Here is a 23,732-nt window from a genome sequence, read left to right as displayed (position 1 = left end):
GAGGTCAGGAAAGCGCGGCGCAGGCGGCGGCGATGCGCGCGCACGCCTCTTCGAGCTGCGCCATCGACGTCGCATACGAGATGCGGAAATACGGTGCGAGCCCGAACACGCTGCCCGGCACCACCGCCACCTCGACCTCCTGCAGCAGGTAGCGGCAGAAGTCGCTGTCGGTCTGCAGCAGCGCGCCGGCGGCGGTGCGCTTGCCGAGCACGCCGGCGCAGCTTGCGAAGGTGTAGAAGGCGCCCTCGGGCACGCGGCAATGCAGGCCTGGCGTGTGGTTGAGCGCGGCCACGACAAAGTCGCGGCGCTGTTGAAACGACGCACAGCGCTCGGCCACGATGCCCTGCGGACCGGTGAGCGCCTCGATCGCCGCAGCCTGGCTCACCGACGAGGGGCACGAGGTCGACTGGCTCTGCACCACGGCCATCGCGGCGATCAGCGGGCGCGGTCCTGCGCCGTAGCCGACGCGCCAGCCGGTCATCGCGTAAGCCTTCGACACGCCGTTCACCGTCAACGTGCGTTCGCGCAAGCGCGGCTCCACCGCCACCGGCGTTGCGAACGCGAGGCCGTCATAGAGGATGTGTTCGTAGATGTCGTCCGCCAGCACCCAGACGTGGGGGTTGTCGAGCAGCACGTCGGTGATCGGTTTCAGCTGCGCCGCGCTGTAGGCCGCGCCGCTCGGGTTCGACGGCGAGTTCAGAAACAGCCAGCGCGTGCGCGGCGTGATGGCCGCCTGCAGTTGCGCCGCGGTCAGCCGAAAGCCGTTCTCCTCGCCGCACGCCACCGACACCGGCACGCCGCCGCAGATCTGCACGATGTCCGCGTACGAAGTCCAGTACGGCGCGGGCAGGATCACTTCATCGCCCGGGTTCAGGCTCGCCATCAGCGCATTGAAGATCACCTGCTTGGCGCCCGCGCTCACGCTGATCTCGTCGAGCGCGAAGTCCAGCGCGTTGTCGCGCTTGAACTTCAACTGCACGGCCGCCTTCATCGCCGGGCTGCCGTCGAGCACCGTGTAGCGCGTGTCGCCGCGCGCAATGGCCTGCGAGGCCGCATGCCGGATGTTCTCGGGCGTGTCGAAGTCGGGCTCGCCCGCGCCCAGCACGATCACCGGGCGGCCGGCGCGCTTGAGCGCCTGCGCATGGTCGGTGATGCGCAGGATCTCCGAGACCTGGATGGCGCGCACGCGTTGCGCCGGCGAGAACACGGCGGCGTCCGTCACTTGGCGTAGGCTTCCAGCGGCTTGTCGTTGGGCTCGAGCAGCAGCTGCTTGAGCGCGGGGCTCATCGGCAGGTTGAGGCTGGTGTTCTTCGGCGGAATCGCGGCCACGAACCACTTGGTGTAGATCTTCTCGAGCTCGCCGCTCTTCATGAGCTTGCGCAGCGAATCGTCCACCGCGGCCTTGAAGGCCGGGTCGTCCTTGCGGAACAAGAGCGCGATCGGCTCGGAGCCCAGCGCCTCGCCGGTGATGCGGTAGGCCGTGGGGTTCTTCGAGTTCGCGATGATGCCGGCGAGCAGGTTGTCGTCGAGCACGAAGGCATCGGCGCGGCCCGACTCCATGAGCAGGAAGCTTTCCAGGTGGTCCTTGCCGAGCATGGTGTTGTACGAGACGTTCTGCGCACGCTCGCGCTTGCGCAGCAGCTGCACGGCGGTGGTGCCGGTCGAGGCCGACACGTTGCGGCCCGCGAGCTGGTCGAGCGTGGTGATGCCCGAGTCGACCTTGGTGGCCATGCGCACTTCGCTCACGTACGTGGTGAGTGCGAAGGCCACCTGCTGCTGGCGCGCGGTGTTGTTGGTGGTGGGGCCGCAGCCGATGTCCAGCGTGCCGTTCTGCACCAGCGGGATGGTGTTCTGCGCGGTCACGGCCATGTATTCGAGCTTGGCGTTGGGCGTGATGTCCTTCAGCACGCGCTCGCAGAGTTCGACGTGGTAGCCCACGTACTTCTCGCCCGCGCCCAGCATGTAGGCCATGGGCGGCGAAGCTTCGCGCACGCCGAGCACGACCTTGCCGCTCGCCTTGATCTTGTCGAGCGTGCCGCCGGTCGGCGCCTGCTGCGCGGTGGCGGTGGTGCCGAAGGCGAGCGCAAGCAGCGCGGCGGTGGCGAGGGTCTTCAGTTGCATCTTCATCTTTGCTGTCTCCTGGTGGTTTTTCTGGGGGGATAGGTGCGGCCGCTGCCTGGCCGCTGCGGCGACACGCCGCGCAGCAGGCACCATGGGCCGGGGTTGTTCAGTCGCCGATGTCGAAGGTCACGCCCTGCGCAAGGGGAAGTGCCGTCGAGTAGTTGATGGTGTTGGTCGCGCGGCGCATGTAGGCCTTCCAGCTGTCCGAGCCCGCTTCGCGTCCGCCGCCGGTTTCCTTCTCGCCACCGAAGGCGCCGCCGATCTCGGCGCCGCTCGGGCCGATGTTGACGTTGGCGATGCCGCAGTCGGAACCGGCGCTGGACATGAAGCGCTCGGCCTCGCGCACATTGAGCGTGAAGATCGACGACGACAGGCCCGCGCCCACCGCGTTGTGCCATTCGATGGCTTCGTCGAGCGAGCTGTAGCGCACCACATAGAGGATGGGCGCGAAGGTCTCGCGCAGCACCGGGCCGGCGTGCGACTTCAGCTCGACCAGCGCGGGGCGCACATAGAACGCGTCCGGCGTGCCGATGCCCTCGACGCGCTGGCCGCCGTGCACCGTGGCGCCGGTCTCGCGGCTTTCGTTCAGGGCCTTCTGCATGCCGTCGAAAGCGGCGCGGTCGATCAGTGGACCGACCAGCGTGCCGGCCTCGCGCGGGTCGCCCACCTGCACGTTGCCGTAGACCTTCACGAGCTTGGGCACGAGCTGGTCGTACACGCTCTCGTGCACGAACAGGCGCCGCAGCGTGGTGCAGCGCTGGCCCGCCGTGCCCATGGCCGCGAAGGCGATGCCGCGCAGTGTGAGGTCCAGGTCGGCCGAGGGCGTGACGATGGCTGCGTTGTTGCCGCCCAGTTCGAGGATGGCGCGGGCGAAGCGCGCCGCGAGCTTGGGCCCGACCTGCCGGCCCATGGCCGTGGAGCCGGTGGCCGAGAGGATCGGCACGCGGGGGTCGTCGACCAGCACCTCGCCGATGTCGCGCGGCCCCAGCAGCAGGCCGAGCAGGCCTTCGGGCGCGTCGCCGAAGCGTTCGATGGCGCGTTGCGCGATGGCGTGCACGGCCAGTGCGGTGAGCGGCGTCTTCTCGGACGGCTTCCACACCACCGGGTCGCCGCACACCAGCGCGAGCGCCGCGTTCCACGACCACACGGCCACGGGAAAGTTGAAGGCCGAGATCACGCCGCACACGCCCAGCGGATGCCAGGTTTCCATCATCCGGTGCTCGGCGCGCTCGGTGGCCAGCGTGAGGCCGTAGAGCTGGCGCGAGAGGCCGACCGCGAAGTCGCAGATGTCGATCATTTCCTGCACCTCGCCCGCGCCTTCGGACGGGATCTTGCCGGCCTCCAGCGTGACGAGGCGGCCCAGGTCGCGCTTGGCGGCGCGCAGTTCTTCGCCCAGCAGGCGCACCAGCTCGCCACGGCGCGGCGCCGGCACCAGGCGCCAGGCCTTGAAGGCCTCGTGCGCGCGGCCGATGGCGCCGGTGGCTTCCACGGCCGTGGTCTGCGGCACCTGCGCGATCACCTCGCCGCTGACCGGCGAGCGCACCGTGAGCTCGCCGCGGGTGTGGGCGGTGCGGGGCACGCCCAGGCGATGCAGCAGTTGGTCGACCTCGGCGGGGAGGGACACGGGGGTCTGGGCTTCTGGCATGGACGCTCCAGGGAGAAGGAAGGACAGAAGAAGAAATGCGACAGCAGGAACGGGCCAATATGTGCGAAACCCGCGCCCTTGCCTAGCGAAAAATTGGAAGGACTTGGTGCGTTTTTCGAATGAACTTCGTGGCGACACCTTCGTTCGACGCACGATAAGCGCCTGCCCGCACAATTCGCGCGTGCCCCGAAAACCGTCCGATCCCTCGCCGCCCCCACCCTATTGGCTCTACCTGCTGGAATGCGAAGGCGGCGTGTACTACGCGGGCATCGCGCTCGACGTGGAGCAGCGCTTTTTCCAGCATGTCTTCGGGCTGGGCGCCAAGTTCACGCGCGCGCGTCCGCCGCAGCGCGTGCTGGCGGCGCGCCAGTATCCCGACAAGGGCGCCGCGCTGCGGGCGGAGATCGCGCTCAAGGCGCTGCCTCGCGCGCGCAAGCTGGCGTTCTTCGACAGCTAGCCCCCCGCCGCGGGCGACCTGCGCAGCATCACCAGCAGGCACAGCAGATAGAGCACGGCGCCGGCCAGCCCTGCGCCGTGGGCTGGAGGAGCAGGCGGCACCGCCCGATGCGGAAGTTCGGCAGCAGGCGCTCGATGCCGTCGCGGCCTCGCGCCCACTGTTGGCCGAGGCCTTCGCCAGCTACCGCAAGGCCGGCCCCGATGCGATGTTCGAGGTCGGCGTGGACCTCATGCTCGAAGGCGCGCCCGGAGGCGGACACCCAGCGCGGCGCCAAGCCGCGCCGCTGAGCCGGCTCAGCGGTTGCGGTTGTCTTCCAGGATCCAGCCCGCCGCCTTCTCCGCCATCATCAGCGTCGGGCTGTTGGTGTTGCCGCTCGTGATGGTGGGCATCGCGCCCGCATCGACCACGCGCAGGCCGCGCACGCCGCGCACACGCAGGCGCGCATCGAGCACCGCCATCGGGTCGCCGTCGGCGCCCATCTTGGTGGTGCCGACCGGGTGGAAGATGGTGGTGGCGATGTCGCCGGCCAGCCGCGCGAGGTCGTCGTCGGTCTGGTACTGCACGCCGGGCTTCCACTCCTGCGGCTTGTACTTCGCGAGCGCGGGCTGCTGCGCGATGCGGCGCGTCACGCGCAGCGAATCGGCCGCGACCTTGCGGTCTTCCTCGGTGCTCAGGTAGTTGGGCGCGATGGCGGGCGCATCTTCGAAACGCGCGCTCTTGATGCGCACCGAGCCCCGGCTCGTCGGGTTCAGGTTGCACACGCTCGCGGTGAAGGCCGGGAAGCTGTGCAGCGGCTCGCCGAAGGCATCGAGCGACAGCGGCTGCACGTGGTACTGGATGTTGGGCCACGCGCGGTCGGGCGAGCTGCGCGTGAAGGCGCCGAGCTGCGACGGCGCCATGCTCATCGGGCCGCTGCGTTTCAGCAGGTATTCGAGGCCGATCTTCGCCTTGCCGACCAGCGACGAGGCCAGCACGTTGAGCGTGGGCGCGCCCTCGATCTTGTAGACCGCGCGGATCTGCAGGTGGTCCTGCAGGTTGGCGCCGACGCCGGGCGCGTCCAGCGCCACCTCGATGCCGTGCTGGCGCAGCAGCTCGGCCGGGCCGACGCCCGACAGCTGCAGGATCTGCGGCGAGCCGATGGCGCCCGCGCTCAGGATCACTTCGCACTCGGCGTGCGCGGTGGTCATCTCGGAGCCGTCCCACACCTGCGCCCCGGTGCAGCGCTTGGTGCCGTCGGGCAGCGTCTCGAACAGCAGGCGCGACACCTGCGCGCCGGTCCACAGTTCGAAGTTGGGGCGGCCGTAGCAGGTGGGCCGCAGGAAGGCCTTGGCGGTGTTCCAGCGCCAGCCGTTCTTCTGGTTGACCTGGAAGTAACCCACGCCTTCGTTGCTGCCGCGGTTGAAGTCGGCGGTGTGCGGCACGCCGGCCTGCACGGCCGCGTCGGCGAAGGCATCGAGGATGTCCCAGCGCAGCCGCTGTTTCTCGACGCGCCACTCGCCGCCCGCGCCGTGCATCTCGTCGGCGCCGAGGTAGAAGTCTTCGTGCTTGCGAAAGGCCGGCAGCACGTTTTCCCAACGCCAGCCTTCGTCGCCCGTGAGTTCAGCCCAGTGCTCGTAGTCGCGCGACTGGCCGCGCATGTAGATCATGCCGTTGATGCTGGAGCAGCCGCCCAGCGTCTTGCCGCGCGGATAGCGCAGCGTGCGGCCGTTCAGGCCTGCGTCGGGCTCGGTGTTGTAGAGCCAGTCGGTCCGCGGGTTGCCGATGCAGTACAGGTAGCCCACCGGAATGTGGATCCAGTGGTAGTCGTCCTTGCGGCCGGCCTCGATGAGCAGCACGCGCTTGGTCTTGTCGGCGCTCAGGCGGTTGGCGATGAGCGAGCCGGCGGTGCCGGCGCCGATGATGATGTAGTCGAAGGTGGTGTCGCTCATGGCGGCTGGCTTTTGTCTCTCGTTGTTCTTCGGACGGACGCGCCGCGCGTGCGGCGCCCCCTTTTACCTTTTACTTCGCGGTGGGCATCACGAACTCGGCGCCCTTGCCGATGCTCTCGGGCCAGCGCTGCATGATCGACTTCTGCTTCGTATAGAAGCGCACGCCCTCTTCGCCGTAGGCATGCATGTCGCCGAACAGGCTCTTCTTCCAGCCACCGAAACCATGCCAGGCCATCGGCACCGGGATCGGTACGTTGATGCCGACCATGCCGACCTGGATGCGGCGGCCGAACTCGCGCGCCACGTTGCCGTCGCGCGTGAAGCAGCTCACGCCGTTGCCGAACTCGTGCGCGTTGATGAGGTCGACGGCTTCCTTGAAGGTCGCGACGCGCAGGCAGCCCAGCACGGGGCCGAAGATCTCTTCCTTGTAGATGCGCATCTCGGGCGTGACGTGGTCGAACAGCGTGCCGCCCATCCAGAAGCCGTCGCCGCAGCCTTCGCCCGCCTTGTTGCCGTCGAAGCTGCGGCCGTCGACCAGCAGCTTCGCGCCTTCCTTCTCGCCCTGCGCGATGTAGCCGGTGATGCGCTCGTGCGCGGCGCGCGTGACGATCGGGCCCATCTCGGCCGCGAGGTTCTCGCCATCGAGTACCTTCAGCGTCTTCGTGCGCTCGATGAGCTTGGGCAGCAGCCGGTCGGCCACGTCGCCCACCAGCACCGCGACGCTGATCGCCATGCAGCGCTCGCCGGCCGAGCCGTAGCCGGCGCCGATGAGGGCGTCCACGGCCTGGTCGATGTCGGCGTCGGGCATGACGACCATGTGGTTCTTCGCGCCGCCCAGCGCCTGCACGCGCTTGCCGTGGCGGGCGCCGGTCTCGTAGATGTAGTTGGCAATGGGCGTGGAGCCCACGAAGCTGATCGCCTTGACGTCGGGGTGCTCCAGCAGCGCGTCGACCGCGGCCTTGTCGCCCTGCAACACGTTGAACACGCCGTCGGGCAGGCCGGCCTTCTTCAGCAGCTCGGCCATCAGCAGCGACGGGCTCGGGTCGGTCGGGCTGGGCTTGAGCACGAAGGTGTTGCCCGCGGCGATGGCCACCGGGAACATCCACATCGGCACCATCACCGGGAAGTTGAAGGGCGTGATGCCCGCGACCACGCCCAGCGGCTGGCGCAGCGTCCAGTTGTCGATGCCGGTGCTCACCTGGTCGGTGAAGTCGCCCTTGAGCAGCTGCGGAATGCCGCAGGCGAACTCGACGATGTCGATGCCGCGGCTGACCTCGCCCTGCGCGTCGGTGAACACCTTGCCGTGCTCGGCGGTGATGAGGTGGGCGAGCTCGTCCTTGTGCTGGTTGAGCAGCTCCAGGAACTTGAACATCACGCGCGCCCGGCGGATCGGCGGCGTGTCGGCCCAGGCGGGGAACGCGGCTTGGGCAGCGGCCACGGCGGCGGCCACCTGCGCGGCGTCGGCCAGGCCGACCTTGCCGGTGACGGCGCCGGTGGCGGGGTTGGTCACGTCCTGCGTGCGGCCGGAGGTGTTGGCGGCGGGGGCGCCGGCGATGTGGTGATCGATATTTCGGGTGCTGATGGACATGTGCGGGTCTCCTGAAGGCAATTTGGCCCAATCCACGAAGAGAAAGCCAATGAATTCGCGTCGATGGCGCTATAAATCAGTCTTATATGACTACGTCATCGATGGACCTCCAGATTCTGCGCGCCTTCATCCTGGCGGCGCGCGAGGGCAACGTCTCGCGCGCCGCCGAAAAGCTGCACCTGACGCAGCCTGCGGTGAGCCTGCAGCTCAAGCGTTTCGCGGAAGAAACCGGGCTGGTGCTGTTCACCCGCACGCCGCACGGGCTGGCGCTCACGGCCGACGGCGCGGCCATGCTGCCGCAGGCCGAGCGCGTGCTGGCGGCCGTGGGCGACCTGCAGCAGGCCGCGCGCAACCTGCAGGTCACGGTGCGCGGGGCGCTGCGCATCGGCACCATCCTCGACCCTGAGTTCACGCGGCTGGGCGTGTTCCTGCGCGAGCTGGTCGAGGCCGCGCCGCAGATCGAGACCGAGCTGCGCCACGGCATGAGCGGCAGCGTGCTGGCGCAGGTGCTGCGCGGCGAGCTCGACGTGGGCTTTCACCTCGACCCCGGCGATGAATCCGACGACGCCGCGCCGGCGCCGCTCGCGGTGCGCACCCTCACCCGCTTCAGTTACCGCGTGGTCGCGCCGGCCGGCTGGGGCCCGCAGGTGCTGGGCCGCGACTGGAAGGCGCTGGCCGCCCTGCCCTGGCTCGCCACGCCGCCCGAGTCGGCGCACCACCGTTTGCTGGAGCGCGTGTTCGGCCCGCTCGGCCTGGCGCCCCGGCGCGTGGCGCTGGTCGACCAGGAGGCCTCGATGCTCGACCTGCTGAAGTCGGGCGTGGGCCTGAGTCTGGTGCGCGACTCGATCGCCATCCGCGAAAGCCAGGCCCACGGCCTCGTGCTGGCCGACCGCGTGCGGCTGGATTGCGCGCTGCGTTTCGTCTCGCTGGCCGCGCGGCGCGACGAGCCCGTGATCGCCAGCGCCTGGGACGCGCTGGCCCGGGCCTGGAGCTGAAGATTGGCTGAAAAAAACGGCGTCTGGCCCTACGTAAACGAAGGGCCAGACGCACACAAGCCCCGGATGCACGCGGTTACGATGCGCGCTCTCGCTTGGACCTTTGTTTACGTTTTGTCCCGCACCTTTGCCCATGTCGCCCACCTCGTCGCCCGCTGACGCCCCCGCTACCGACGACGCCTTCGCGCCGCCGCGCGCGCAGACGCAGGACGTGGACGGCCGCACCTGGGCCGTGGCCAGCGGTTGCTGGACCACGCTGGCGATGTCGACGCGCCCGGCCTGGGAGGCGCTGGCCAAGGACCTCGCGGCGCTGCCGCCCGCGGACGACCGGGCCTGGGACCTGCGCCCCATCGGCCAGCTCGACCACATCGGCGCCCAGCTGCTGTGGGAGCACTGGCGCCAGGCCTGGCCGGCCACGATCGAGCTGTCGCCGCAGCACCAGGCGGTGCTCGACCAGGTGGCGAAGTTCACGGTGGCCACGCCCGACGAGCCACCCAAATCGCTGAGCGACCGGCTGCACGCACTGGCCCACCACGGCCCGCGCGCGATGGTCGTGCTGCGCGACTTCGTCGGCCTCATCGGCCAGCTCGCGCTCGACCTGTGCACGCTGGCGCGCGCGCCGCACCGCGCGCCGTGGCGCGACTTCTCGGGCCACCTCTATCAGTTCGGCGCCACGGCGCTGCACATCACGGCGCTGGTCGGCCTGCTGATCGGCGTGGTGCTGGCGTACCTGATCTCCCAGCAGCTGCGCAACTACGGCGCCGAGGCCTTCGTGGTGAACATCCTCGGGCTGTCGCTGATCCGCGAGCTCGGGCCGGTGCTGGCCGCCGTGCTGATCGCGGGCCGCTCGGGCTCGGCGATCACGGCGCAGATCGGCGTGATGCGGGTCACCGAAGAACTCGACGCCATGCGCGTGATGGGCATCCCGCACGGCTTCCGTCTCGTGATGCCGCGCGTGCTGGCGCTGGCCATCGCGATGCCGCTGATCAGCCTGTGGACCTCGATGGCGGCGCTGGCCGGCGGCATGCTCGCGGCCGATGCGGCGCTGGGCATCTCGCCGTCGTATTTCCTGTCGGCATTGCCGCGCGCGGTGCCCATCTCCAACCTCTGGCTGGCCCTGGCCAAGTCGGCGGTGTTCGGCGTGCTGATCGCGCTGATCGGCTGCTACTTCGGCATGAAGGTCAAGCCCAACACCGAGAGCCTGGGGCGCGGCACCACGTCGTCGGTCGTGACCTCGATCACCGCCGTGATCCTGGTCGATGCGCTCTTCGCAGTGCTCTTCAAGGGCATAGGATTCCGCGGATGAACGCCGCCGTGACGTCCCCGTCGAGCACCGTGGTCGACATCCGCAAGCTCTGGACCGTGTTCAAGAGCCCCGATGGCGAACAGGTGGTGCACCGCGACCTCGACCTGCACCTTGACCGCGGCGAGGTGCTGTCGCTGGTCGGCGGCTCGGGCACCGGCAAGACGGTGCTGCTGCGGCAGATCCTCGGGCTGCAGAAACCCACGAAGGGCGCGGTCGAGGTGCTGGGCCGGGCGCCGGGCGAACTCAGCGCGGCCGGCGCGGCCAACGTGGGCATGCTGTTCCAGCACGGTGCGCTGTTCTCGGCCTTCAGCGTGCTGGAGAACATCGCCTTTCCGCTGCGCGAACTCAAGCTGCTGCCCGACGAGCTGATCCGCAACGCCGCGCTCGTGAAGCTGCAGATGGTGGGGCTGGAGCCGCAGCATGCGAACAAGAGCCCGTCGGACCTGTCGGGCGGCATGATCAAGCGCGTGGCGCTCGCGCGCGCGCTCATCATGGACCCGCCGCTGCTGCTGCTGGACGAGCCCACGGCCGGCCTCGACCCCGAAGCGTCGGACAGTTTCTGCGACCTGCTGCGCGGCCTGCACCGCGAGCTGGGCCTGACGGTCGTGATGGTCACGCACGACCTGGACACCCTGTTCGACCTGAGCACCCGCATCGCGGTGCTGGCCGACCAGAAGGTGATCGTGAGCGGCACGGCGCGCGAAGTCATCGCCTACCCGCATCCCTTCATCCACGAATACTTTCTCGGCGGGCGCGGCCAACGCGCCCTGGAGGCGCTGCACGACAAGCCCGCCGCCGGCACACAACCATCCGCGCCGCGGCCCGAGGCCGCGCGCGCTGAAGAAAGGTAGGTCCCCTCATGGAAAACAAGGCCCATGCCCTCGCCGCCGGCGCTTTCGTGCTCGGCCTGATCGCCGCGCTCGTCGCGCTGGTGGTCTGGTTCACGCGCGACAACACCGTGCGCAACGTGTACGAACTCTCCACCCGCGACGCCGTGAGCGGCCTGCAGCCGCAGGCCCAGGTGCGCTACCGCGGCATCTCGGTCGGCAAGGTGACCTCGATCGACTTCGACCCCAAGACCAAGGGCAACGTGCGCGTGCGCATCACGGTCGACGAGCGCGTGCCGCTCACCACCTCCAGCTTTGCCACGCTGAGCTACCAGGGCGTGACCGGCCTGGCCTTCATCGCGCTGGACGACGAGGGCGAATCGACCGTCGCGCTCAAGCCGAACAACGACAACCCGCCGCGCATTCCGCTCAAGCCCTCGATGCTCGCGAAGCTGCAGGACCGCGGCGAGGAAATCATCGACCAGGTGGAAGAAGTGACCAAGCGCGCCAACGCGCTGCTGGCCGACGCCAACCAGAAGCGCGTGGCCGACGCGCTGGAAAACATCGCGGCCGCCTCGGCCAGCGCCAACACGCTGCTCAAGCAGCTCGACAACACCGTCAAGACCGGCCTGAACCCGACGCTGGCCGCCATGCCCGAGACGCTGTCGACGGTGAAGAAAGCGGCCGGCGACGTCTCGCGCGTGGCCAACAACTTCAACTCGACCGTGGGCAAGCTCAACGCACCCGACGGCCCGGTCGAGCGCCTGAGCGAGGGCACCAAGGCGCTGGCGCAGGCGGTCGATTCGTTCAACGCCGCCACCCTGCCGCGCGTGAACCGCGTGGCCGACGACACCGCCCACGCGGTGCGCCGCCTGGGCCGCGCGGCCGACAGCATCAACGACAACCCGCAATCGCTGCTGTTCGGCAATGGTGGCGCCGCCGCGGGCCCGGGCGAGCCCGGCTTCGTTGCACCCGCCGCACGCCACTGACCGGGAGCAGACCAACCATGCGCATGAAGAACACCCTCCCCGCCCTCGCCAGCCTCGGCTGCGTGCTGCTGGTCGCCGGCTGCGGCATGCTGCCCGACAAGCCCGCGCGCGCCACGCTGTACGACTTCGGCCCCGGCCTTTCGGCCACCGCACCTGCCACCGCTGCCGCGCCGGCCACCGCGCTGCCGGCGCTGTCCCTCGCGGAGTTCGACAGCAACACGCGCCTGGACGGCACGCAGATCCTGTACCGCCTGGGCTATGCCGACGCCAATGAACTGCGCCCCTACGGCCAGTCACGCTGGAGCCTGCCGCCCGCGCAGCTGCTGCGCCAGCGGTTGCGCGACACGCTGGCCGAGCGCCGCACCGTGCTCGGCCCCGAAGAAAGCGCGACGCTCGCGCGCACCGAGGGCATCGTGCCCGACACGCTGCGCATCTCGCTCGACGAGTTCAGCCACTACTTCGACGCGCCGGCCAGCAGCACGGGCCTGGTGCGCCTGCGCGCCACGCTGGTCCGCAGCGCCACCGGCGGCGACCGCGTGATGGGCCAGCGCACCTTCACCGTGCGCCGCCCCGCCGCCAGCGCCGACGCGCCCGGCGGCGTGAAGGCGCTCATCGCGGCGAGCGACGCGGCCATGGCCGAGGTCGTGCAGTGGGTCGACCAGCTGCAGCAGCAGGAGCCGCCGCAGCCGCGCACGGCGGCGCCGCGGCGCTGAACGGCCACCGACTTGCTCTCTCTTCCTTCCAACCAACCCTGAGGAGACCCGTCCCATGAACGCAACGCGCATCGTCGGCATCCTGCTGGTCGTCGCCGGCATCGCCGGGCTCGGCCTGGGCGGCTTCAGCTTCACCAAGGAAACCCACCAGGCCAAGCTGGGCCCGCTGGAGTTCTCGGTGAAGGAAAAACAGACCATCAACATCCCGGCCTGGGCCGGCGTGGCGGCGATCGTGGTGGGCGGCGCGCTGGTGCTGCTGGGTGGCAAGAAGGGCTGACGCCCGCCGACCACCGCCATGGCCGACGCCTTCGTGCCGCTGGAAGGCGGCTGCACCTGCCGGCAGGTGCGCTACCGCCTGAACGCCCCGCCGCTCTTCGTGCACTGCTGCCACTGCCGCTGGTGCCAGCGCGAGACGGGCTCGTCCTTCGCGCTCAACGCGCTGATCGAACCGGAGCACGTGCAGGTGCTGCAGGGCGCGGTCGATCTCGTGCTCACGCCCTCGGCCAGCGGACGCGGCCAGAAATACGCGCGCTGCCCGGCCTGCCATGTCGCGCTGTGGAGCCACTACGCCGGCGCCGGCGACGCCGTGAGCTTCATCCGCGTGGGCACGCTCGACACGCCCGATCGGCTGCCGCCGGACCTGCACATCTTCACGATGTCCAAGCAGCCGTGGGTGGTGCTGCCGCCCGGCGCACCGGCAGTGCACGAGTACTACGACCGCAAGGACTACTGGCCCGCCGAAAGCCTCGCGCGCTGGCGCGTGCTGCGCGAGAAGATGCGGGCCGGCTAGGGCTTCAGTCGCCCGCCATCCCGGCAACCAACTTCGGCAGCAGGTCTTCCGACGCCCCCCGCAACACCACCGCCGCCGCATCGTCCAGGTGCGGCAATGGCTCGATGTTCAGCGTGACCAGCCGCGCCCCCCGCGCCATCGCCAGCTTGGGCAGTTCGGCCGCCGGGTAGACGATGGTGGTGCTGCCGACCACCAGGAACAGGTCGGACTCCTGCGCCGCCACCTGGGCGTCGAGCAGCACGCCGGCGTTCAGCATCTCGCCGAACATGACCACGTCGGGCCGCGCGTGCGAGCCGCAGCGCAGGCAGCGGTGGAACGGCCACGGGCCGCTGCGGTTGCCGCAGTGGTCGCAGCGCCAGCGGCGCAGCGAGCCGTGCAGCTCCAGCACGTCCTGGCCGCCGGCCTTGCCGAGCAGGCCGTCGACGTTCTGCGTGATGAGCCGGGTCGCGGGGCGCAGCCGCTGCAGCTGCGCGAGCGCGAGGTGGCCGGGGTTGGGCGACGCGGTCTCGATCAGCGACAGGCGCTGGGCCCAGAACTTCGTGAAGCCGCCCGGGTCGCGCGCGAGGTCCTCGGCATGCGAGAACTTGAGCGCGTTCTGGCTCATCCACAGGCCGTCGGCGTCGCGGTAGGTCGGGATGCCCGAGGCCTTGGACAGCCCCGCGCCCGAGAAGACCACGATGCGCCGCGCGCCGCGCAGCAGCGCGACGGTGCGGTCGATGCGCAGCGCGAGGTCGTCGGAGGAAGAAGAAGACGTGGAAGACAAGGCGGAAGAAAACAGGGTCATCGATCGGAAACGGAGGGCACCACGGCGCCGGTGGCGCTCGCCCCCAGGCGCTGCGACACCGTGCCCGCGCAGGCCTTGAGCGCGCGCGCGATCTCGCCGTCCCAGGCGGTGTGGAAGATGCCGGCCGGGCCGATGGCGGTCACGGCCAGCACGATGGCGCCGGTGTGGTCGAACACGGGCGCGGCCATGGCGCTCACGCCCTCGATCACCTCGCCGTCGGAGCGGCTGATGCCGTGGTCGCGCACTTCCTGGCACTGGCGCTCGAAGTCGCTCCACGAGGGCAGCGGCTGCACCGGCGGCATGCCGGCCGGCGGCGCGGGCTCGGCGGCGCCCTTGCGCTGCTTCTGGCGCTGGCGCTCGTCCTCGAGCTGCGCGCGCACCACCGCCGGGTCGAGGTAGGCGGCAAAGACGCGGCCCGAGGCCGTGTTGGTGAGCGAGAACACCGTGCCGTGGCGCATGTTCACGTGCACCGGCGAAGGCGACTCGGCCGTGCGCACGATGGTCGCGCCGCGCGCGCCCCACACGGCCAGTGCCACGGTGTGGCCGATCTGCTGCGCGAGCTGGCCGATCAGCGGCGTGGCGATGTGCACCGGGTCGGCCTGCTGCAGGCTGATCAGCCCCAGTTGCAAGGCCAGCGGGCCGAGCAGATAGTGGCCGCTGGCGCGGTCCTGCTCGATGAGGCCCAGCCGGCCGAAGCTCACCATGTACGGGTGGGCCTTGGCGGCCGTCATGTCCGCTTCGCGGGCAAGGTCTTTGAGCGCCATCGGGCGGCCGTGGTGCACCAGCGCGCGCAGCAGCTGCCCGCCGACTTCGATGCTCTGGATGCCGCGCTGGGCGCGGTCGGTGTCAGTCGCTGCCATGGCCGCCTTGCCGTCTGGTTGTTCGTTCATGAAGAAGGCATTAGACATGAACTGATCTCGGGCTTACACTCCGCGCATTCGTTATCTGCAAACTCGTTCGCCTTAAACGAATCAGGCGAATCCCAAAACCACCCCACCGGAGACACACGATGAGCCAAGCCAAGAAATTCGCCAGCCAGGCCGACCTGGAAGAAAAGAAGATCACCTTCAGCCAGATCTCGGAGCACGCCTGGGCCTACACCGCCGAGGGCGACCCCAACACCGGGATCATCATCGGCGACGACTGCGTGCTGGTGGCCGACACCCAGGCCACGCCCGCCATGGCCGCCGACGTGGTGCGCCGCATCCGCGAAGTGACCGACAAGCCCATCAAATACGTGGTGCTCACCCATTACCACGCCGTGCGCGTGCTGGGCGCGGCGGGCTACGGCGCCGAACACATCCTGGCCAGCCAGGACACGCGCGACCTGATCGTCGAGCGCGGCGAGGAAGACAAGGCCAGCGAAATCGGCCGCTTCCCGCGCCTGTTCCAGAACGTCGAGACCGTGCCCCCGGGCCTGACCTGGCCCACCATGACCTTCACCGGCAAGATGACGCTGTGGCTGGGCAAGCTCGAAGTGCAGCTGCTGCAGCTGGGCCGCGGCCACACCAAGGGCGACACGGTCGTCTGGCTGCCGCAGGAGCGTGCGCTGCTGTCGGGCGACCTGGTCGAGTTCGGCGCCACGCCGTACGCCGGCGACGCCTACTTCCAGGACTGGCCGCAGACGCTGGACAACATCGCCGCCCTGAAGCCCCTGGCCCTGGTGCCGGGCCGCGGCGCCGCGCTGACCACGCCCGAAGCCGTGGCCGAGGGCCTGAACGGCACGCGCGCCTTCATCTCCGACGTGTACGCCAGCGTGCAGGAAGGCGTGAAGGCCGGGCGCGACCTGAACGCGGTCTACAAGGAAACCTACGCGAAGCTGCAGCCCAAGTACCAGCAGTGGGTCATCTTCGACCACTGCATGCCCTTCGACGTGAGCCGCGCCTACGACGAGGCCTCGGGCCACGCCGACCCGCGCGTGTGGACGGCACAGCGCGACATCGACATGTGGAAGGCCCTGGAAGGCTGATCGCGCCGCGACCTTCCCCCGCGCGGGGAAGGCGACGGAAACGACAAGAACACGGAGACACCACGTGATCGACTATCAAAGCCTGCGCTTCGACTACACCCGCCACGCCGACCAGGACGCCGCCGCGCCCGCCCGCCACCCCGTGGTGGTCGTGGGCGCCGGCCCGGTGGGCCTCACGCTCGCCATCGACCTCGCCCTGCGGCAGGTGCCCGTGGTGCTGCTCGACAACGACAACAGCCTGTCCAGCGGGTCGCGCGCGATCTGCTTCGCCAAGCGCACGCTCGAGGTGTTCGACCGCCTCGGCTGCGGCGACCGCATGGTGGACAAGGGCGTGTCGTGGAACGTCGGCAAAGTGTTCTTCCATGACGAGCAGGTCTACCGCTTCGACCTGCTGCCCGAGCCCGGCCACGAGCGCCCGGCCTTCATCAACCTGCAGCAGTACTACGTCGAGGGCTACCTCGTCGAACGCGCCGCAGCCTTGCCGCTGATCGACCTGCGCTGGAACAACAAGGTCACCGGCATCGCGCAAGGCGACGACGGCGCGGTGCTGACCGTGGAGACGCCCGAGGGCGAGTACCGCCTGCAGGCCGGCTACGTGGCCGCCTGCGACGGCTCGCGCTCCAACCTGCGCCAGATGCTGGGGCAGGAAGCCAAGGGCCGCGTGTTCCGCGACCGCTTCCTGATCGCCGACATCACGATGGACGCGCAGCTGCCCACCGAGCGCCGCTTCTGGTTCGATCCCTCGTTCCACCCCGGCCAGAGCGTGCTGCTGCACAAGCAGGCCGACGGCATGTGGCGCGTCGACTTCCAGCTCGGCTGGGACGCCGACCCGGTGGAAGAACGCAAGCCCGAGCGCATCACGCCGCGCGTGCGCGCACTGCTGGACAGCATCGGCTTCGAAGGCGTGCAGTTCCAGATCGGCTGGGCCAGCGTCTACACCTTCGCCTGCCAGCGCATGGAGCGCTTCCGCCACGGCCGCGTGCTGTTCGCGGGCGACTCGGCGCACGGCGTGTCGCCCTTCGGCGCGCGCGGCGCCAACTCGGGCGTGCAGGACGCCGACAACCTCGCCTGGAAGCTCGCAGCCGTGCTGGCCGGCGACGCACCCGACGCGCTGCTCGACAGCTACGCCAGCGAACGCGAATTCGCGGCCGACGAGAACATCCGCAATTCGACGCGCGCCACCGACTTCATCACGCCCAAGAGCGAGGTGAGCCGGCTGTTCCGCGACGCGGTGCTCGAGCTGACCAAGCGCCACGCCTTCGCACGTTCGCTGGTCAACAGCGGGCGGCTGTCGGTGGCCACGGTGCTGCGCGACTCGCCGCTCAACACGCCCGATGCCGACACCTTCGCCGGCGCGATGGTGCCCGGCGCGGCCGCGGCCGACGCGCCCGTGCGGCGCGCCGACGGCAGCACCGGCTGGCTGCTGCGCGAATGCCATGTGGCGCGCTTCACCGCGCTGGTGTTCGGCACCGGCGACGCCGCCGAGCGCAGCCTGCAGGCGCTGAAAAGCAGCGACCTCGCGCTGCACGTCGTGCGCGTGGAAGGCACCGGCCCCGACGCCGAACTCGCCACGCAGCGCTACGACGCGCAGCCCGGCACCGTCTACCTGCTGCGGCCCGACCAGCACGTGTGCGCGCGCTGGCGGCAGCCCACGGCAGCGAACCTTCGCGCGGCCCTCGACCACGCACTGGCAAAGGCATGACCCCGATGCAACCGCAACTGATCACCACGCCGAACCTCGAAGCGCCCGACGATTTCTACGAGGCGCTCATCGAGGCCCACCAGGGGCTTTCCACCGAGGAAAGCCACGCCTTCAACGCACGGCTCGTGCTCGTGCTGGCCAACCACGTCGGCTCGCTGGCCGTGCTGCGCGAAGCCTTCGACGCGGCGCGCGCCGGCTGAACGGCCACGCATTCCCACCTCATCGCGACTTTCGAAAGACAAGCCCATGACCCAAGCAACACCCGCCGCCGAACGGCGCTACCAGAGCGGCTTCGGCAACGAGTACGCCTCCGAGGCCGTGCCCGGTGCGCTGCCGCAAGGCCGCAACAACCCGCAGCGCGGCCCCTTCGACCTGTACACCGAGCTGCTCTCGGGCACCGCCTTCACGGCGCCGCGCCACGAGAACCGCCGCACCTGGCTGTACCGCCGCCAGCCCTCGGTGGTGTCGGGCCGCTACCAGCCCTACGCGCAGGCGCACTGGACCACCGGCGCCGACCGCGAGATCGCGCTGCCGCCCGAGCCGATGCGCTGGGGCCCGCTGCCGCTGGACGGCGCGGCCGACGTCGACTTCATCGACGGCATGCACACGCTGGCCGCCAACGGCGACGCCGAGTCGCAGGTCGGCATCGGCTCGCTGATGTACCTGGCGGGCCGTTCGATGGAACAGCGCGCCTTCGTCAACGCCGACGGCGAGATGCTGGTGATGCCCCAACAAGGCCGCCTCGTCGTCACGACCGAACTCGGCGTGCTCGACGTGAAGCCCGGCGAAATCGTGGTGCTGCCGCGCGGCATGGCCTTCAAGGTCGCGCTGCCCGACGGCCTCTCGCGCGGCTACGTGTGCGAGAACTACGGCGCGCACTTCCGCCTGCCCGAACTCGGCCCGATCGGCTCGAACGGTCTGGCCAACGCGCGCGACTTCCAGGCGCCCGTGGCGGCCTTCGAGGCGGACGGCGGCGCCTACGAGCTGGTGAAGAAATTCGGCGGCCGCTTCTGGACCGCGCCGACCAAACAGTCGCCCTTCAACGTGGTCGCCTGGCACGGCAACCTCGCACCGGTGAAGTACGACACAGCCAACTTCATGGTCATCGGCTCGATCAGCTTCGACCATCCCGATCCGTCGATCTTCACCGTGCTGACCTCGCCCAGCGACACGCCCGGCACGGCCAACTGCGACTTCGTGATCTTCCCGCCGCGCTGGATGGTGATGGAAAACACCTTCCGTCCGCCGTGGTTCCACCGCAACCTCATGAGCGAGTTCATGGGCCTGGTGCTGGGCGAGTACGACGCCAAGCCGGGCGGCTTCAAGCCCGGCGGCGCGAGCCTGCACAACTGCATGGTGCCGCACGGACCGGACGAAGAAGCCTTCGACAAGGCCACGCACGCCGACCTCAAGCCGCACAAGCTGGACAACACGCTGGCCTTCATGTTCGAGAGCCGCTACCGTTTCATCCCGACGAACTTCGCGCTGCAAAGCCCGGCGCTCGACACCGACTACACCGACTGCTGGGCCGGCCTCAAGGACCAATTCAAGCCATGAAGATGAAGAAGAGCGCTTTCGCCCTCACCCGCCGCGCGGCGGCCGTCGGACTGCTCGCGGCGCCGTTCCTGCTGGCGCACGCGGCCGACTTTCCGTCGAAGCCGATCAAGTTCATCGTGCCCTACACGGCCGGCGGCACCACCGACCTCGTGGCGCGCACCGTGGGCCAGAAGGTGTCGGAGAAGCTGGGCCAGCCGGTGCTCATCGACAACCGCGGCGGCGCGGGCGGCAACATCGGCATGGACGCCGTGGCCAAGGCCGCGCCCGACGGCTACACGATCGGCTTCGGCGCGATCTCGACCAACGCGCTGAACCCGCACATCTACAAGTCGATGGCCTTCGATCCGCGCAAGGACTTCACGGCCATCAGCCTGCTGGGCATGTCGACCATCGTGCTCGAAGTGCCCGCAAGTTCGGCCATCAAGACCGTGCCCGAGCTCATCGCCGCCGCGAAGAAGAACCCCGGCCTGCCCTACGCCACCGCGGGCGCCGGCACCTCGATGAACCTGGCCGGCGTGATGTTCGCGCAGATGACCGGCACCGAGCTCACGCACGTGGCCTACAAGGGCAGCGGCCCGGCCATCACCGACATGCTGGGCAACACCATCGGCGTGATGTTCGACAACCTGCCGGCGTCGCTGCCGCACATCCAGGCCGGCAAGCTGCGCGCGCTGGCGGTGGCGGGCTCCACGCGCTCGCCCTCGCTGCCCGACGTGCCGACGATGGCCGAAGCCGGCCTCAAGGGCTATGCGCTGGAGCCGTGGTTCGGCGTGTACGGTCCGGCGAAGCTGCCGGCACCGATCGTGAAGGCGCTGAACGAAGCGTTCGTCGAAGCGCTCGCGATGCCCGATGTGAAGGCCAAGCTGCAGCAGGCCGGTTTCTCGCCGCGCGGCTCGAGCGCGCAGGAGCTCACCACGCTCACCGACACCGAATACAAGCGCCTGGGCGACGTCGCCAAGAAGGCCGGCATGACCGCAGACTGATCCGATTCAAGAACCGAAAGACCTCCATGACCGCACTCAACGCCACCCACGACCCGAAGCTGCGCAGCTGGGTCGCCGCCGCCAACGTGGCCGGCACCGACTTCCCGATCCAGAACCTGCCCTTCGGCCGCTTCCGCGCCGCCGGCAGCAGCGAGGCCTTCCGCATCGGCGTGGCCATCGGCGACCAGATCCTCGACCTGCGCGCCACCGGCCTCATCGACACCGACGACATGAACGTGCTGATGAACGCCTCGGTGAAAGACCGCCAGGCGCTGCGCGCCGCGATCTCTGCGGGCCTGGCCGAAGGCAGCGGACAGCAGGCCGCGTGGTCGAAGGCGCTGCTCGCGCAGGCCCAGGCCGAGATGACCGTGCCCTGCCGCATCGGCGACTACACCGACTTCTACACGGGCATCCACCACGCCACCACCATCGGCAAGCTGTTCCGCCCCGACCAGCCGCTGATGCCCAACTACAAGTGGGTGCCCATCGGCTACCACGGCCGCGCCTCGTCGATCGGCGTGAGCGGCCAGGTCTTCAAGCGCCCGCAAGGCCAGACCAAGGCACCCGATGCAGTCGCGCCCAGCTTCGGCCCCTCGAAGCGACTCGACTACGAACTGGAGCTGGGCTTCCTCGTGGGCCGCGGCAATGCGCTGGGCGAACCCATCGCCATCGCCGACGCCGAAGACCACCTGTTCGGCGTGACCCTGCTCAACGACTGGTCGGCGCGCGACCTGCAGGCCTGGGAATACCAGCCGCTGGGTCCGTTCCTGGCCAAGAACTTCGCCAGCACGCTGTCGCCCTGGATCGTGACGACCGAAGCGCTGGCGCCGTTCCGCGCGAAGTTCGAGCGCCCCGCCGAAGACCCGCAGCCGCTGCCCTACCTCGATGCGCCCTCGAACCGCGACAGCGGCGCGCTCGACATCACGCTCGAAGTGCTGCTGCAGACCGCGAAGATGCGTGCCGACGGCGTGGCGCCCGTGCGCCTCACGCTGGGCAACACCACCGAGGCCGCCTATTGGACCGCCGCGCAGCTCATCACGCACCACACGGTGAACGGCTGCAACCTGCAACCCGGCGACCTCCTGGGCTCGGGCACGCTGTCGGGCCCGCAGCCCGACCAGGCCGGCTCGCTGATGGAACTCACGCTGGGCGGCAAGCAGCCGGTCACGCTGCCGAATGGCGAGAAGCGCACCTTCCTGGAAGACGGCGACACGCTGGTGATGCGCGGCTGGTGCGAGCGCGAAGGCGCGGTGCGCATCGGCCTGGGTGAAGTCGCCGGGACGGTGGTCTGACCCTGGCCTGAGAGACGGTGCGCCCCGCGGGGCGCGCCTGTCAGGGCGTCGGCGCCGCCGACGATGCCGCGCCCGCCGGTGCCGGCACCGCGGCCGCCGCGGGCCAGGCCACCTCGCTGGCCACGCGCGGCTTGCCCATCGGCGCGCCCGCGCGGCCGATGCGCACGGCGGCCATGTCGGCCTCGCTCGGGTACTGGTCCATGAGCCAGTAGTCGAACACGCGACGCGCCAGCGGCGCCGCGGCGCCCGCGCCCCAGCCCGCGTTCTCGACGATGACCGCGAGCGCGATCTTCGGGTTGTTGGCCGGTGCGTAGGCCATGAACAGCGCGTGGTCGCGCTGGTGTTCTTCGAGCGCGCGCGCGTTGTACTTGGTGTTCTTGGCCTGCGTCACGGCCTGCGCCGTGCCGGTCTTGCCGGCCGCCTGGTAGCCCGCGCCCGCGAACACGCCGCGCGCGGTGCCGCTGGTGACCACGCTGGTCAGGCCTTCGCGGATCACCGCCACGTTGGCTGCCGTATAGCCCAGGTTCTCGGCCGGCGGCTGCGGCAGTGGCACGACCTGCCCGCTGACCGTGTTGCGCATCGCCAGCGCCAGGTGCGGCCGGTGCTTCATGCCGCCGTCGGCCACGATGGCCGTGGCCTGCGCCAGCTGCAGCATGGTGAAGGCGTTGTAGCCCTGGCCGATGCCCAGCGAGATGGTCTCGCCCGCGTACCACTTCTTCTGCTCGGGCCGCTTGTAGGCGTTGCGCTTCCATTCGGTGCTGGGCAGCACGCCGCGCACCTCGCCGCCCAGGTCGATGCCGGTGATCTGGCCGAAGCCCATCGGCTTCATGAAGTCGTGGATCAGGTCCACGCCCATCTCGTTGGCCAGCGAGTAGTAGTAGATGTTGCTCGACACCTGGATCGAGCGGCGCATGTCGACGCCGCCCAGGTAGCCCTCGGGGCTGCCGAAGCGGTGGCCGCCGAAGTTGAAGTAGCCGGGGTCGTTCACCACCACGCTCGCGGCACGCTTGCCGGTCTGCAGCGCCGCCAGCGCCATGAAGGGCTTGTAGGTGGAGCCCGGCGGGTAGGTGCCGCGCAGCGCGCGGTTGAGCAGCGGCTTGTCGATCGATTCGGTGAGCGCCTGCCAGCTCTCGGTGTCGATGCCTTCGACGAAGAGGTTGGGGTCGAAGGTGGGCTTGCTCACGAAGGCCAGCACCTCGCCGGTCTTGGGGTCGATGGCCACGAGCGCGCCGCGCCGGTCGCCGTACATGTCTTCCACCAGCTTCTGCAGCTTGATGTCCAGCGACAGCATCACGGTGTTGCCCGGCGTGGCCGGGTGGCTCGCGAGCCGGCGCACGGCGCGCCCGCCGGCCGAGGTTTCCATCTGCTCGACGCCGGTCTGGCCGTGCAGCATCTTCTCGTAGCTCTGCTCGATGCCCAGCTTGCCGATGTAGTCGGTGCCTTTGTAGTTGGCCTGGTCTTCCTCGTCCCAGTCTTCCATCGCGGTTTTTTCGCGCTGGTTGATGCGGCCGATGTAGCCCAGCACGTGCGAGGCCAGCTCGCCCTGCGGGTAGTTGCGGAACAGGCGCGCCTTGATCTCCACGCCCGGGAAGCGGTAGCGCTGCGCCGCGAAGCGCGCCACCTCTTCGTCGCTCAGGCGGGTGCGGATCGGAATGGAGTCGAAGCTGCGCGAGTCTTCGCGCAGGCGCTTGAAGCGGCGGCGGTCGCGCGGCGACACCTCGAGCACGCTGGTCAGGCTGTTGATGGTCTCCTCGACGTCACCGACCTTGGAGGGCGTGATCTCCAGCGTGTAGGCCGAGTAGTTGGAGGCCAGCACGATGCCGTTGCGGTCGAGGATGAGCCCCCGGTTCGGCACCACCGGCACCACGGCCGTGCGGTTGCTCTCGGCCTGCTCGGCCAGGTCGGCATGGCGCACGACCTGCAGGTAGACCAGCCGCGAGCCCAGCAGGCTGAAGGCGAACAGCACCGCCAGGCCGATGACGATCACGCGGCGCTTGAAGCGCGCCAGGTCGGCGGCAACGTTGCGGATTTCGGTCATGGCGTCAGGAAGCTTAGGCGTGCGCAGGTGCGATGGCAAATGCGACGG

General features: G+C 69.7%; 22 protein-coding genes. 14 read left to right on the top strand and 8 right to left on the bottom strand.

Annotation, left to right across the window (positions count from 1 at the left end):
- Positions 1-4: 4 nt before the first annotated feature.
- From AC07SQ_RS14575 to amaB, 3 genes are all read right to left on the bottom strand, one after another.
- Positions 5-1,222 carry a pyridoxal phosphate-dependent aminotransferase gene (locus AC07SQ_RS14575; RefSeq protein ID WP_495273252.1) on the bottom strand — a complete coding sequence of 406 codons (1,218 nt, stop codon included), beginning with the start codon at positions 1,220-1,222 and terminating at the stop codon, positions 5-7.
- Positions 1,219-2,127, bottom strand: coding sequence for an amino acid ABC transporter substrate-binding protein (locus tag AC07SQ_RS14570; protein ID WP_095743237.1), 909 nt, complete (start codon positions 2,125-2,127; stop codon positions 1,219-1,221). The genes AC07SQ_RS14575 and AC07SQ_RS14570 overlap by 4 nt, the downstream gene beginning before the upstream one ends.
- A 100-nt stretch (positions 2,128-2,227) precedes the next feature.
- Positions 2,228-3,766 carry an L-piperidine-6-carboxylate dehydrogenase gene (gene amaB, locus AC07SQ_RS14565; RefSeq protein WP_495273251.1) on the bottom strand — a complete coding sequence of 513 codons (1,539 nt, stop codon included), beginning with the start codon at positions 3,764-3,766 and terminating at the stop codon, positions 2,228-2,230.
- Between the two features lie 181 nt (positions 3,767-3,947).
- Here amaB and AC07SQ_RS14560 point away from each other — a divergent pair, with 181 nt between their 5' ends.
- The gene (locus AC07SQ_RS14560) at positions 3,948-4,223 is read left to right on the top strand and encodes a GIY-YIG nuclease family protein (RefSeq protein WP_070063470.1); all 276 of its coding nucleotides are present in this window, start codon (positions 3,948-3,950) and stop codon (positions 4,221-4,223) included.
- A 293-nt stretch (positions 4,224-4,516) separates the two neighbouring features.
- Here the strand turns inward: AC07SQ_RS14560 and AC07SQ_RS14555 are convergent, their stop codons facing one another.
- Both AC07SQ_RS14555 and AC07SQ_RS14550 read right to left on the bottom strand, forming a co-directional pair.
- Complete coding sequence (locus tag AC07SQ_RS14555; RefSeq protein ID WP_495273250.1) at positions 4,517-6,151, bottom strand: GMC family oxidoreductase; 1,635 nt, start codon at positions 6,149-6,151, stop codon at positions 4,517-4,519.
- Between the two features lie 70 nt (positions 6,152-6,221).
- Positions 6,222-7,739 (bottom strand): CoA-acylating methylmalonate-semialdehyde dehydrogenase, encoded by a 1,518-nt coding sequence (locus AC07SQ_RS14550; RefSeq protein ID WP_495273249.1) that lies wholly within the window; start codon positions 7,737-7,739, stop codon positions 6,222-6,224.
- A gap of 86 nt (positions 7,740-7,825) precedes the next feature.
- Between AC07SQ_RS14550 and AC07SQ_RS14545 the strand changes: the two genes are divergently transcribed.
- The 7 genes from AC07SQ_RS14545 to AC07SQ_RS14515 all read left to right on the top strand — a co-directional run bounded on the left by AC07SQ_RS14545 (position 7,826) and on the right by AC07SQ_RS14515 (position 13,359).
- Positions 7,826-8,734 carry a LysR family transcriptional regulator gene (locus AC07SQ_RS14545; RefSeq protein ID WP_070063473.1) on the top strand — a complete coding sequence of 303 codons (909 nt, stop codon included), beginning with the start codon at positions 7,826-7,828 and terminating at the stop codon, positions 8,732-8,734.
- Between the two features lie 133 nt (positions 8,735-8,867).
- Positions 8,868-10,040 carry an MlaE family ABC transporter permease gene (locus tag AC07SQ_RS14540; protein WP_495273248.1) on the top strand — a complete coding sequence of 391 codons (1,173 nt, stop codon included), beginning with the start codon at positions 8,868-8,870 and terminating at the stop codon, positions 10,038-10,040.
- On the top strand, positions 10,037-10,891 hold the full coding sequence (locus AC07SQ_RS14535; protein ID WP_495273247.1) for an ABC transporter ATP-binding protein: 855 nt from the start codon (positions 10,037-10,039) through the stop codon (positions 10,889-10,891). Before AC07SQ_RS14540 ends, AC07SQ_RS14535 begins: the two co-directional genes overlap by 4 nt.
- 8 nt (positions 10,892-10,899) lie before the next feature.
- Positions 10,900-11,856, top strand: coding sequence for an MlaD family protein (locus AC07SQ_RS14530; RefSeq protein ID WP_159278852.1), 957 nt, complete (start codon positions 10,900-10,902; stop codon positions 11,854-11,856).
- A gap of 23 nt (positions 11,857-11,879) precedes the next feature.
- The gene (locus AC07SQ_RS14525) at positions 11,880-12,569 is read left to right on the top strand and encodes an ABC-type transport auxiliary lipoprotein family protein (RefSeq protein WP_495273246.1); all 690 of its coding nucleotides are present in this window, start codon (positions 11,880-11,882) and stop codon (positions 12,567-12,569) included.
- 55 nt (positions 12,570-12,624) lie between these two features.
- A complete protein-coding gene (locus tag AC07SQ_RS14520) occupies positions 12,625-12,846 on the top strand; it encodes a hypothetical protein (RefSeq protein ID WP_070063477.1) in 222 nt (73 codons plus the stop codon).
- Between the two features lie 18 nt (positions 12,847-12,864).
- Entirely contained in the window at positions 12,865-13,359 is a 495-nt protein-coding gene (locus tag AC07SQ_RS14515; RefSeq protein ID WP_447740273.1) for a GFA family protein, read from the top strand.
- A 4-nt stretch (positions 13,360-13,363) separates the two neighbouring features.
- Here AC07SQ_RS14515 and AC07SQ_RS14510 read toward each other — a convergent pair whose 3' ends face one another.
- Positions 13,364-14,122: an SIR2 family NAD-dependent protein deacylase gene (locus tag AC07SQ_RS14510; RefSeq protein ID WP_495276255.1), complete on the bottom strand. Its 759-nt coding sequence runs from the start codon at positions 14,120-14,122 to the stop codon at positions 13,364-13,366.
- A 17-nt stretch (positions 14,123-14,139) separates the two neighbouring features.
- A complete protein-coding gene (locus AC07SQ_RS14505; RefSeq protein WP_062472735.1) occupies positions 14,140-15,003 on the bottom strand; it encodes an IclR family transcriptional regulator in 864 nt (287 codons plus the stop codon).
- 149 nt (positions 15,004-15,152) lie between these two features.
- Between AC07SQ_RS14505 and AC07SQ_RS14500 the strand changes: the two genes are divergently transcribed.
- The 6 genes from AC07SQ_RS14500 (at position 15,153) to fahA (ending at position 21,646) form a co-directional block, all read left to right on the top strand.
- Complete coding sequence (locus AC07SQ_RS14500) at positions 15,153-16,112, top strand: MBL fold metallo-hydrolase (RefSeq protein WP_062472733.1); 960 nt, start codon at positions 15,153-15,155, stop codon at positions 16,110-16,112.
- Between the two features lie 64 nt (positions 16,113-16,176).
- Complete coding sequence (locus AC07SQ_RS14495; RefSeq protein ID WP_495273244.1) at positions 16,177-17,814, top strand: FAD-dependent oxidoreductase; 1,638 nt, start codon at positions 16,177-16,179, stop codon at positions 17,812-17,814.
- Between the two features lie 5 nt (positions 17,815-17,819).
- Positions 17,820-18,014, top strand: a complete 195-nt coding sequence (locus AC07SQ_RS14490) for a DUF2783 domain-containing protein (RefSeq protein WP_062472729.1) — start codon at positions 17,820-17,822, stop codon at positions 18,012-18,014.
- A 46-nt stretch (positions 18,015-18,060) separates the two neighbouring features.
- The gene (gene hmgA / locus AC07SQ_RS14485; RefSeq protein WP_070063481.1) at positions 18,061-19,371 is read left to right on the top strand and encodes a homogentisate 1,2-dioxygenase; all 1,311 of its coding nucleotides are present in this window, start codon (positions 18,061-18,063) and stop codon (positions 19,369-19,371) included.
- Between the two features lie 2 nt (positions 19,372-19,373).
- Positions 19,374-20,354, top strand: a complete 981-nt coding sequence (locus AC07SQ_RS14480) for a Bug family tripartite tricarboxylate transporter substrate binding protein (RefSeq protein WP_495273267.1) — start codon at positions 19,374-19,376, stop codon at positions 20,352-20,354.
- Positions 20,355-20,380: 26 nt separating this feature from the next.
- Complete coding sequence (gene fahA / locus AC07SQ_RS14475; RefSeq protein ID WP_495273243.1) at positions 20,381-21,646, top strand: fumarylacetoacetase; 1,266 nt, start codon at positions 20,381-20,383, stop codon at positions 21,644-21,646.
- Positions 21,647-21,686: 40 nt separating this feature from the next.
- Here fahA and mrdA read toward each other — a convergent pair whose 3' ends face one another.
- On the bottom strand, positions 21,687-23,684 hold the full coding sequence (gene mrdA, locus AC07SQ_RS14470; RefSeq protein ID WP_062472723.1) for a penicillin-binding protein 2: 1,998 nt from the start codon (positions 23,682-23,684) through the stop codon (positions 21,687-21,689).
- Positions 23,685-23,732: the final 48 nt, after the last annotated feature.

Source organism: Variovorax sp. GW821-FHT06D12, from assembly GCF_059419205.1.
Note: the sequence above shows the minus strand (reverse complement) of the source record. Positions and strands in the feature narration are given on the sequence as shown.

What these genes read in the sequence shown, in the direction of transcription:
- AC07SQ_RS14570 (WP_095743237.1), bottom strand. Translation starts at nt 2,127, where the DNA reads ATGAAGATGCAACTGAAGACCCTCGCCACCGCCGCGCTGCTTGCGCTC.
- amaB (WP_495273251.1), bottom strand. Translation starts at nt 3,766, where the DNA reads ATGCCAGAAGCCCAGACCCCCGTGTCCCTCCCCGCCGAGGTCGACCAA.
- AC07SQ_RS14555 (WP_495273250.1), bottom strand. Translation starts at nt 6,151, where the DNA reads ATGAGCGACACCACCTTCGACTACATCATCATCGGCGCCGGCACCGCC.
- AC07SQ_RS14550 (WP_495273249.1), bottom strand. Translation starts at nt 7,739, where the DNA reads ATGTCCATCAGCACCCGAAATATCGATCACCACATCGCCGGCGCCCCC.
- AC07SQ_RS14545 (WP_070063473.1), top strand. Translation starts at nt 7,826, where the DNA reads ATGACTACGTCATCGATGGACCTCCAGATTCTGCGCGCCTTCATCCTG.
- AC07SQ_RS14540 (WP_495273248.1), top strand. Translation starts at nt 8,868, where the DNA reads ATGTCGCCCACCTCGTCGCCCGCTGACGCCCCCGCTACCGACGACGCC.
- AC07SQ_RS14535 (WP_495273247.1), top strand. Translation starts at nt 10,037, where the DNA reads ATGAACGCCGCCGTGACGTCCCCGTCGAGCACCGTGGTCGACATCCGC.
- AC07SQ_RS14530 (WP_159278852.1), top strand. Translation starts at nt 10,900, where the DNA reads ATGGAAAACAAGGCCCATGCCCTCGCCGCCGGCGCTTTCGTGCTCGGC.
- AC07SQ_RS14525 (WP_495273246.1), top strand. Translation starts at nt 11,880, where the DNA reads ATGAAGAACACCCTCCCCGCCCTCGCCAGCCTCGGCTGCGTGCTGCTG.
- AC07SQ_RS14520 (WP_070063477.1), top strand. Translation starts at nt 12,625, where the DNA reads ATGAACGCAACGCGCATCGTCGGCATCCTGCTGGTCGTCGCCGGCATC.
- AC07SQ_RS14515 (WP_447740273.1), top strand. Translation starts at nt 12,865, where the DNA reads ATGGCCGACGCCTTCGTGCCGCTGGAAGGCGGCTGCACCTGCCGGCAG.
- AC07SQ_RS14505 (WP_062472735.1), bottom strand. Translation starts at nt 15,003, where the DNA reads ATGGCAGCGACTGACACCGACCGCGCCCAGCGCGGCATCCAGAGCATC.
- AC07SQ_RS14500 (WP_062472733.1), top strand. Translation starts at nt 15,153, where the DNA reads ATGAGCCAAGCCAAGAAATTCGCCAGCCAGGCCGACCTGGAAGAAAAG.
- AC07SQ_RS14490 (WP_062472729.1), top strand. Translation starts at nt 17,820, where the DNA reads ATGCAACCGCAACTGATCACCACGCCGAACCTCGAAGCGCCCGACGAT.
- hmgA (WP_070063481.1), top strand. Translation starts at nt 18,061, where the DNA reads ATGACCCAAGCAACACCCGCCGCCGAACGGCGCTACCAGAGCGGCTTC.
- AC07SQ_RS14480 (WP_495273267.1), top strand. Translation starts at nt 19,374, where the DNA reads ATGAAGAAGAGCGCTTTCGCCCTCACCCGCCGCGCGGCGGCCGTCGGA.
- fahA (WP_495273243.1), top strand. Translation starts at nt 20,381, where the DNA reads ATGACCGCACTCAACGCCACCCACGACCCGAAGCTGCGCAGCTGGGTC.
- mrdA (WP_062472723.1), bottom strand. Translation starts at nt 23,684, where the DNA reads ATGACCGAAATCCGCAACGTTGCCGCCGACCTGGCGCGCTTCAAGCGC.